The organism is Streptomyces anandii JCM 4720, from assembly GCF_014650655.1.
Taxonomy (GTDB): Bacteria; Actinomycetota; Actinomycetes; order Streptomycetales; family Streptomycetaceae; genus Streptomyces; species Streptomyces anandii.
Genome location: NZ_BMVJ01000008.1, coordinates 26008 through 34561, shown reverse-complemented (window position 1 = coordinate 34561; position 8554 = coordinate 26008). Strand labels below are relative to the sequence as shown.

The following is an 8554-nucleotide window of genomic DNA, read 5'->3' as shown; positions in this document are numbered from 1 at the left end:
CCGCCCCGCCGGTGTCCCAGCCCGGCTTCACGCGGAAGCGGGCGTACCCGGTGACCGCGCCGTCCCGCTCCGCGACCACGCACTGCAGCGGCGAGGCCCCGTCCCGCATGCTCTGAGCGTCGAGCAGCGACAGCCGCTCCCAGCCGGCGGGCCGCGCGATCATCCCGGGCCGGGCGGGCACCAGGCGCGCGTACACCTCCTCGCAGGCGTCCAGCACGTCGGCGGGCGCGGCGTACCGCAGTCGTACGTCGTCCGTACCGGCCGGGACGGACAGTCCGGCCCGGCCCGTGTCGATCTCGGCGGCCAATTGGAAGGTCGCCGCGCCGTAGCCGAAGCGCCCGTAGATCGCGGGCTCGGACGCGGTCAGCACCGCCAGCGGTTCGCCCCAGGCACGCACGTCGTCCAGCTGCCGCCGCATCATCGACGTCAGCACCCCGCGCCGCCGGTGCGTGGCGGCCACGCTGACCATCGTGACCCCGGCGGCCGGCACCTGGGCCCCGCCGGGCACGGTGACCCGGAAGCCGAACGCCCCCGACGTGCCGACGCACGCGTCCCCGTCCCACACGCCCAGCGAGCGGTCGAACTCCGTCACCGAGTGCCAGGCGGCCCGCTCCTCGTCCGACTCGGGCACCCCGCCGAAGGCGCGGATCAGCTGGTCGTACCACGGGTCCCACTCGTCCCTACGCAGCACCCTCGGCCCGGTCACAAGGTCAGTCGCCATGCGCCATGCCTACCAGGGCCGGGTCGGACGGGCGAACGAATTTCGCCCGGTGGGCAGCGCGGCGGCCCCCGGTGAAGTTCACTGTGAACTTGAGCCTCGGACGGGGGACAAGTGGGACCTCCCGTGCCAAGCGGCAGGTCCGATGGATAGGGTCCCGAACTGATGGCAGCAGGACGAGAGCGGCGCGCGGAAGCCGAGACGTTCACGGCCCGGTTGAGGATGCAGTGGCACCGGGTCAGGGTCGGCGTGCGCAGATCCGCCGTCGACTACTTCCGCGGGGACGGCTCGGACTGGGTCGCGCTCGGAGGACTGCTGCTGACCATCCCGCTGATCGCGGCGCTGACCCTCGCCAACTCGGTCTGGTTCTCGCCGGTCGCGCTCGTGCTGCCGATCGTCGCGGGCGGGCTGCTGCTGCGCCCGGCCAGCCTGCTCGGCCTGTACGCGGCGGGGGCCACCGCGCTGATCGTGGAGTCGGTGCGGCTCGGGCCGTACACCGAGGGCCCCTCCCGGGTCACCCCGGGTGTGGTGCTGGTGGTCGCCGCCTGCGGCTTCTTCGGGCTGCTCATCGCCCAGTTCCGCAGCCGCGTCGGCGTGCCCTGGCGGCGCGGCGGCACCATGCTGTTCGACCTGCGCGAGCGCATCCGCGTGCAGAGCCAGCTGCCGCAACTGCCCGACGGCTGGCACCGCGAGATGGCCCTGCGCCCGGCCGGCGGCCAGTCCTTCTCCGGCGACTTCGTGGTCGCGGCCCGCACCAACGGCGGCCGCACCCTGGAGGTCGTCCTCACCGACGTATCGGGCAAGGGCATGGACGCGGGCTCGCGGGCACTGCTGCTCTCCGGCGCCTTCGGCGGCCTGCTGGGCAGCCTGCCCCCGCACGCGTTCCTGCCCGCGGCCAACGGCTATCTGCTGCGCCAGGACTGGGAAGAGGGCTTCGCGACCTCCATCCACCTCGTGCTGGACCTGGACTCCGGCGACTACGAGCTGTACTCCGCGGGGCACCCGCCCGGCCTCCAGCTCAACGCGGGCAGCGGCCGCTGGGAGGAGAAGGCGGCCGACGGCCCGCTCCTCGGGGTGTACGACGGCGCCCAGTTCGACTCGGTGAAGGGCTCGCTGCGCCCGGGTGACGTGCTGATGCTGTTCACCGACGGCCTGGTGGAGACCTCCGACCGCGACATCGTCGAGGGCATCGACCGCCTCACCGGCGAGGCCGACCGCTATGTGGCCGGCGGCTTCCACGGCGCAGCCTGGCACCTGATCGAGGCGGTCGCGAAGGATGTCAACGACGACCGGGCCCTGCTGCTCATCTGCCGCGAGGGACCGACGGCCGCGGCACGCTGAGCCGTCGTACGGGTGGCCGGGGCCCCCGGACAGGAGATCGAAATGCCTCACTACGGCAAGCAGGCCCCGACCGGATCCGAAGCCGGGGCCGAGACCGGGTCCGAGGCCAAGGTCGAGGCCCGGATCGAGGCCGAGGCCGAGGCCGTCGCCCGTGCGGCGCACGCCGGGCAGCGCGACAAGGCCGGACGGCCCTACGCCGGGCACCTGGCGGCCGTCGCCGAGGGCGTGCGCGCCCGTGGCGGCGACGCCGGACTCGTCGCCGCCGCCTGGCTGCACGACGCCCTCGAGGACGGCGTGCTCAGCGAGGAGTGGCTGGAGGAGGCGCCCCTTCCCCAGCGTACGAAGGACGTCGTACGGGCCCTCACCAAGCGCCCCGGCGAGGAGCTGGAGGCGTACGCGCGCCGCATTCTGGCCACTCCGGGAGCCCGGCTGGTCAAGACGGCCGACATCGCGCACAACGCCGATCCGCGCCGGCTCGCCGCCCTGGACGAGCCGACGGCCCGGCGCCTGGCGCACAAGTACGCCACGATGCGAGCCCACTTGGGGCTGACGCCGGCCGACTGACCGACTTGCTGCCGACCGAGTGACTCACCGTCGGCCGGCTTGCCGGCCGACGAGGGAACGGCCCGCGGTCAGCCGCCGGCCATGGCGGTCTCGCGCTCGGCCGCGCGTCCCGCGACCGGCCCGCCATCGGCACCGGCCCCGGCGCCGCCCACCCGGTTGAGCTCCGGCCGGAAGGCCCACTCCATCGCGGGCTCCACGGCGAACCGGAAGACGCGGCGCACCGGCGGGGTGCACAGCAGGGTCACGCCGGTCGCCGCGAGGGCGGTGACCAGTACGGCCCCGAGCGGCCGGTGCAGCCAAGCGGGCTCGAACCAGCCCGCGTACAGCACGGTCTTGACCACGAAGCCGTGCAGCAGATAGCCGTACAGCGTGCCGGCGCCGAGCGCGGTGAACCACGTCCGCCGCCCCGGCACCCAGGCGAAGAAGCAGGCGGTCAGCAGCAGCGCGCAGCCGAACATCGTCAGCACCATGACCGGACCGGTCCACCAGGGCGCGCCCAGGTCCTGCGCCGCGCTCTGCCGGTAGAACCACGAGACGTCCATGCGCGGCGCGGTCCACCAGCCCACGGCCAGCGCCGCCGCGAACACCGGCACCGAGGCGATGCGCACCGAGCGGCGGCGGACCAGGTGGAAGTGCTCGGGCTTCATGCACAGGCCCAGGACGAAGCAGGGCAGGAACTGAAGGACGCGCTGCAGATCGAGGTCGCCGCCGACGCCGGGGGTGACGGAGGCCAGCACGGCGATCCCGAGCGCCAGGGGCACCGGCCACCGCACCACACGCCAGACGGGCGCGGTCAGACGCCAGATGAACAGCGCGACCAGGAACCAGGTCAGGTACCAGGGCTCGAGCAGGCTGATCTGCCGGTCGGAGGAGTCACCGACGTACATACGGAAGAGTGAATACGCGGTCTCGAAGATGACGTACGGCACGACGACGCCGGTGAGCAGTCGCTTGAGCCGGTCCGGGCGCAGGTCGAAATTCCGGGAGAAGAGGCCGGAGATGATGATGAACGCCGGCATGTGGAAGGTGTAGACGACGTTGTAGGCGCCGTCGAGGAACTGGCTGCCGCTCTTGATCGGGGCCCAGGAGTGGCCCATGGCCACGAGCACGATCGCCAGGTACTTGGCGTTGTCGAAGAACGGGTCGCGCTGCCCGCCGGAGGCGCCGCCGCCCTCGCCGGGTCTGCGCGGGCTCGGCACTCCGGATGCCGGCGGCTGTGCCGGGGGAGGCGGCGTTCTGTTCTGGCCGGGGGAGGAGGCAGCGTGGAACATCTGAGGCACCCTAGCGTTGTCTGTGCGATTCCGTGAAACCCCCGACCTCATTCCTGGTTATTCGCCGCGCATACCCGGGATTTGACGAGGACGACGTGAGTGGACGGGTGACGGTCGACACATCACGGGTACCGGGCGGGCACATCATATGCACCCCATATCCACCCTCAATGTCCGGATACTTCCGGACGAGTTGGGGGATGGCGTGTCGTCTGCGGCAACAATTCGAATTAACTGCGAACACGATGTGTGGACATGGAAACGAAGTCCCGGAATTGACGCCGCCGCCACGGCGCGGGAGGGCGCCGAATTGCCGTCCCGTACAAGTCCTGGGGCCCCCGGCGCCCAAGGAGTGGCCCGGACTTGTGGCACGGTCGTGACCGATGATGCGTCAGCCCCGGCATACGCGCGCCGGGTTGGTGGCACGATGGTTCCAGCGGGGGTGCGCCGGGTCGGCACCCCCGGGCCGGGAGAGCGGACCGACCGAGGGTGTGATCAGTTGTGGCCATTTCACTGTCAGTGGTGCTGCTGTTGGCGATCATCCTGGTGGTGTTGCTCCGAGGAGGATCGATCAAGGCCGGGCCGGCGATCGTCGCCGTGCTCTTCGGCTTCTTCCTCGCCTCCACCGGCATGGCGCCGTCGATCAACCGCTTTCTGAACTCGATAGCGGAGACGATCAACTCGATCAACTTCTGACAGAAAACGATCAGGGCCGGCGGAGGAGCACCTCCGGCACGGCCCTGAACCTGGAGCGGGCGACGGGAATCGAACCCGCGTAGCCAGTTTGGAAGACTGGGGCTCTACCATTGAGCTACGCCCGCACACAACGCGCCGCGGGTCCTGGTGACCGCGGCACACAGGCATCGTAGCGGGTGACGCCCTCCCGCCGCACACCCCGTCCTCCGGAAGCGCCGCCGCGCGCCTCACGAGCCCGTGCGTGACCTGGGGCGCGGGCGCACGAGCACGCGCCGGAGCCCGTGTGGAATGCGGCAGCCGTACTGGCTGCGGGCATGTACCCTACGTGTCGCACCAGACGGGGTGTGGCGCAGCTTGGTAGCGCGTCCGCTTTGGGAGCGGAAGGCCGTGGGTTCAAATCCCGCCACCCCGACCACCCGCCGATCCGCCGGTCGGCGCCACCTCGCGTGATCGGTGTGCTCGCCTTTTGGGGCGCCGAGCGGCTGCGGCTACTATGCAAACTGCGCGCCCGTGTGTCCGGCCTCCTGGGCCTACGAACTCCTCCGGGCGGCGAATCCGCCGGACAGCCCTCTGGCTCCGGCGAAATCCGAGAAGTCAGCCACAAGGAGACCGAACCGTGAAGAGCGCCGTGGAGACCCTGAACCCGACCCGGGTTCGGCTCACTGTCGAGGTGCCCTTCGAGGAGCTCAAGGACAGCCTCGACGCGGCGTACAAGAAGATCAACCAGCAGGTCACGGTGAAGGGCTTCCGCAAGGGCAAGATCCCGGCCCGGGTCATCGACCAGCGGTTCGGCCGCGGTGCGGTCCTGGAGGAGGCCGTCAACGACGCGCTTCCGAAGTTCTACACCGACGCCGTCAACGAGGCGGAGCTGAACCCGCTGGGCCAGCCCGAGGTCGACATCACCGAGCTGAAGGACGGCGAGACGCTGAACTTCACCGCCGAGGTCGACGTCCGCCCGACGATCGAGATCCCGGACTACTCCGGCATCGAGGTCGAGGTCGACGCCGTCGAGGTGACCGACGAGGACGTCGACAAGGCGGTCGAGCAGCTCCGTGAGCGCTTCGCCTCCACCACGCCGGTCGAGCGCGCCGCCGAGGACGGCGACGTCGTGACCGTCGACCTCGAGGCCAAGGTGGACGGCGAGGTCCTCGAGGACGGCGTCGCGAGCGGCGTCTCCTACACCATCGGCTCCGGCGAGCTGCTGGACGGCATCGACGACGCCGTGAAGGGCCTTGAGGCCGGTGGCGAGGCCACCTTCACCTCCGAGCTCAAGGGTGGCTCCGCGGCCGGCCGCGAGGCCGAGGTCACCGTCAAGGTCACCCAGGTCGCCGCGCGCGAACTGCCCGAGCTGGACGACGACTTCGCGCAGCTCGCCTCCGAGTTCGACACCCTCGAGGAGCTGCGCGCCGACAGCCGCAAGCGCCTGGCGAACATGAAGACCTACGACCAGGCCACGCAGGCCCAGGAGCGCGTCCTGGACAAGCTGCTCGAGCTGGTCGAGGTCCCCGTTCCCGAGAAGCTGCTCGAGGACGAGATCAACACCCGTAAGCACAACCTCGAGCACCACCAGCTCGGCCAGATGGGCCTCACCCTCGACAAGTACCTCGAGATCCAGGGCAAGACCGCCGAGGAGTTCGAGACCGAGACCCGCGAGGCCGCGGTCAAGGGCATCAAGACCCAGTTCGTCCTCGACGAGCTGGTCAACAAGGAGAAGCTCAACGTCAACCAGGAGGAGCTCACCGAGCACCTCATGCGGCGCGCCGCCTCCTCCGGCATGTCCCCCGACCAGTTCGCCCAGGCCGTCGTCCAGCAGAACCAGGTTCCGCTGCTCGTCGGCGAGGTCGCCCGCGGCAAGGCCCTGGCCGTCGTGGTCGAGGCCGCGACCGTGAAGGACACCAACGGCGAGATCGTCGACCTGGACGACGAGGACGACGAGGCCGAGACCGTCGAGGCCGCCGCCGAGGACGCCCCCGCCGAGGGCGAGGGCGAGGAGAAGTCCGAGGCCTGAGCCGTACGGCGCCTCCCATGCACGCAGGACGGGCCCCGGGTACGTTGTGACCTGGGGCCCGTTCGGCTTTCCGGGGCGTGCGGCGCCCGCACCGGCGTGTGTCCCGGCCACCGCGGGGCGCCGGCGCGTGCCCCGCGTCTCCCGGCCGCCGACGGTGCGCCACGGGACGGCTGCGGGCCGTGGCGCTACGCCCCCGGCGAACACCCCCCTCTGCGGGATTCCCCGGAGGGACCCGCGCGTTAGGGTCCATGAATACGAGGGCAGGGGAGTCCCCGAACAGCGCCGGACGGCCCCACGCCCCGGCAGAACACGTGAGACGGCCCGGCGCCGTCGTAAGACGAGCAGGTGGATACGTGACGAATCTGATGCCCTCCGCCGCCGGCGAGCCTTCCATCGGTGGTGGCCTCGGCGACCAGGTCTACAACCGGCTGCTCAACGAGCGGATCATCTTCCTCGGCCAGCCGGTCGACGACGACATCGCGAACAAGATCACCGCACAGCTGCTGCTCCTTGCCGCCGACCCCGACAAGGACATCTACCTGTACATCAACAGCCCCGGCGGTTCGATCACGGCCGGCATGGCGATCTACGACACCATGCAGTTCATCAAGAACGACGTGGTGACCATCGCCATGGGCCTGGCGGCCTCGATGGGCCAGTTCCTGCTCAGCGCGGGCACGCGCGGCAAGCGCTTCGCGCTGCCGAACGCCGAGATCCTGATCCACCAGCCCTCCGCGGGCCTGGCGGGTTCGGCCTCCGACATCAAGATCCACGCCGAGCGGCTGCTGCACACCAAGAAGCGCATGGCCGAGCTCACCGCCTTCCACACCGGCCAGTCGGTCGAGCAGATCACCCGCGACTCGGACCGCGACCGCTGGTTCGACGCCCACGAGGCCAAGGAGTACGGCCTCATCGACGACGTGATCCCCACGGCCGCCGGCATGCCGGGCGGTGGCGGCACCGGGGCCTGAGCCGCTCCTGGGGGCCGCACAGCCCGAGCCCCCTTCCGCGCAGCCCAGCCACCCCAGCCGACCGCCCAGCCCCTTTCCAGGAGACACCGTGAACGACTTCCCCGGCAGCGGCCTCTACGACCGTGCCCGCGCCGAGTACACCGGCCCCACGGCCGAGTCCCGCTACGTCATCCCGCGCTTCGTGGAGCGCACCTCCCAGGGCATCCGCGAGTACGACCCGTACGCGAAGCTCTTCGAGGAGCGCGTGATCTTCCTCGGCGTCCAGATCGACGACGCCTCGGCCAACGACGTCATGGCGCAGTTGCTGTGCCTGGAGTCGATGGACCCCGACCGGGACATCTCGGTCTACATCAACAGCCCCGGCGGCTCCTTCACGGCGCTGACGGCCATCTACGACACGATGCAGTTCGTCAAGCCGGACATCCAGACGGTGTGCATGGGCCAGGCGGCCTCCGCCGCCGCCGTCCTGCTGGCCGCCGGCACCCCCGGCAAGCGCATGGCCCTGCCGAACGCGCGCGTGCTGATCCACCAGCCCTACAGCGAGACCGGCCGCGGCCAGGTCTCCGACCTGGAGATCGCCGCCAACGAGATCCTCCGGATGCGTTCGCAGCTGGAGGAGATGCTGGCCAAGCACTCCACCACGCCGATCGAGAAGATCCGCGAGGACATCGAGCGTGACAAGATCCTCACGGCCGAGGAAGCGCTGTCGTACGGCCTGATCGACCAGATCATCTCCACCCGCAAGATGAACAACGCGTCGGTGCGCTGACGCTGACGCGCACGCGTCTGCCGCTCCTTGGCACGGGCCACGTCGAAGTGAACCGTGCCAAGGGGGGCCCGAACGGGGGGCCCGGCAAGGTACCGTCGACATAAGGCAGCACCAGGAGCCGCTGGACCTAGGCGTCTCCCAGGCGAAGGGGAAGCACACCGTGGCACGCATCGGTGACGGCGGCGATCTGCTCAAGTGCTCGTTCTGCGGCAAGAG

Annotated in this window: 8 protein-coding genes and 2 tRNA genes; 7 read left to right on the top strand and 3 right to left on the bottom strand. The window is 70.6% G+C overall.

Annotation, left to right across the window (positions count from 1 at the left end; all coding sequences use genetic code 11):
• On the bottom strand, positions 1-721 hold a 721-nt coding region (locus tag IE249_RS37435; protein ID WP_229858607.1), incomplete at its 3' end, for a GNAT family N-acetyltransferase.
• 162 nt (positions 722-883) lie between these two features.
• Here IE249_RS37435 and IE249_RS16125 point away from each other — a divergent pair.
• Together IE249_RS16125 and IE249_RS16120 are read left to right on the top strand one after the other, a co-directional pair.
• A complete protein-coding gene (locus IE249_RS16125) occupies positions 884-2059 on the top strand; it encodes a PP2C family protein-serine/threonine phosphatase (protein ID WP_189705524.1) in 1176 nt (391 codons plus the stop codon).
• 42 nt (positions 2060-2101) lie between these two features.
• Positions 2102-2623, top strand: a complete 522-nt coding sequence (locus IE249_RS16120; RefSeq protein ID WP_189705523.1) for an HD domain-containing protein — start codon at positions 2102-2104, stop codon at positions 2621-2623.
• 68 nt (positions 2624-2691) lie between these two features.
• On the opposite strand, the gene IE249_RS16115 is transcribed toward IE249_RS16120, so the two are convergent.
• Positions 2692-3894 carry an acyltransferase family protein gene (locus tag IE249_RS16115; protein ID WP_189705522.1) on the bottom strand — a complete coding sequence of 401 codons (1203 nt, stop codon included), beginning with the start codon at positions 3892-3894 and terminating at the stop codon, positions 2692-2694.
• A 501-nt stretch (positions 3895-4395) separates the two neighbouring features.
• Between IE249_RS16115 and IE249_RS16110 the strand changes: the two genes are divergently transcribed.
• Positions 4396-4590 (top strand): hypothetical protein, encoded by a 195-nt coding sequence (locus tag IE249_RS16110; RefSeq protein ID WP_189705521.1) that lies wholly within the window; start codon positions 4396-4398, stop codon positions 4588-4590.
• 51 nt (positions 4591-4641) lie between these two features.
• On the opposite strand, the gene IE249_RS16105 is transcribed toward IE249_RS16110, so the two are convergent.
• Positions 4642-4715, bottom strand: a tRNA-Gly gene (locus tag IE249_RS16105).
• A gap of 213 nt (positions 4716-4928) precedes the next feature.
• On the opposite strand from IE249_RS16105, the gene IE249_RS16100 reads away from it, so the two are divergent.
• The 4 genes from IE249_RS16100 (at position 4929) to IE249_RS16085 (ending at position 8338) form a co-directional block, all read left to right on the top strand.
• Positions 4929-5005, top strand: a tRNA-Pro gene (locus IE249_RS16100).
• Between the two features lie 201 nt (positions 5006-5206).
• Complete coding sequence (gene tig / locus IE249_RS16095; RefSeq protein ID WP_189705520.1) at positions 5207-6598, top strand: trigger factor; 1392 nt, start codon at positions 5207-5209, stop codon at positions 6596-6598.
• Positions 6599-6963: 365 nt separating this feature from the next.
• Complete coding sequence (locus tag IE249_RS16090; protein WP_189705719.1) at positions 6964-7569, top strand: ATP-dependent Clp protease proteolytic subunit; 606 nt, start codon at positions 6964-6966, stop codon at positions 7567-7569.
• Between the two features lie 88 nt (positions 7570-7657).
• Positions 7658-8338: an ATP-dependent Clp protease proteolytic subunit gene (locus IE249_RS16085; RefSeq protein WP_189705519.1), complete on the top strand. Its 681-nt coding sequence runs from the start codon at positions 7658-7660 to the stop codon at positions 8336-8338.
• Positions 8339-8554: the final 216 nt, after the last annotated feature.

What these genes read in the sequence shown, in the direction of transcription:
- IE249_RS16125 (WP_189705524.1), top strand. Translation starts at nt 884, where the DNA reads ATGGCAGCAGGACGAGAGCGGCGCGCGGAAGCCGAGACGTTCACGGCC.
- IE249_RS16120 (WP_189705523.1), top strand. Translation starts at nt 2,102, where the DNA reads ATGCCTCACTACGGCAAGCAGGCCCCGACCGGATCCGAAGCCGGGGCC.
- IE249_RS16115 (WP_189705522.1), bottom strand. Translation starts at nt 3,894, where the DNA reads ATGTTCCACGCTGCCTCCTCCCCCGGCCAGAACAGAACGCCGCCTCCC.
- IE249_RS16090 (WP_189705719.1), top strand. Translation starts at nt 6,964, where the DNA reads ATGCCCTCCGCCGCCGGCGAGCCTTCCATCGGTGGTGGCCTCGGCGAC.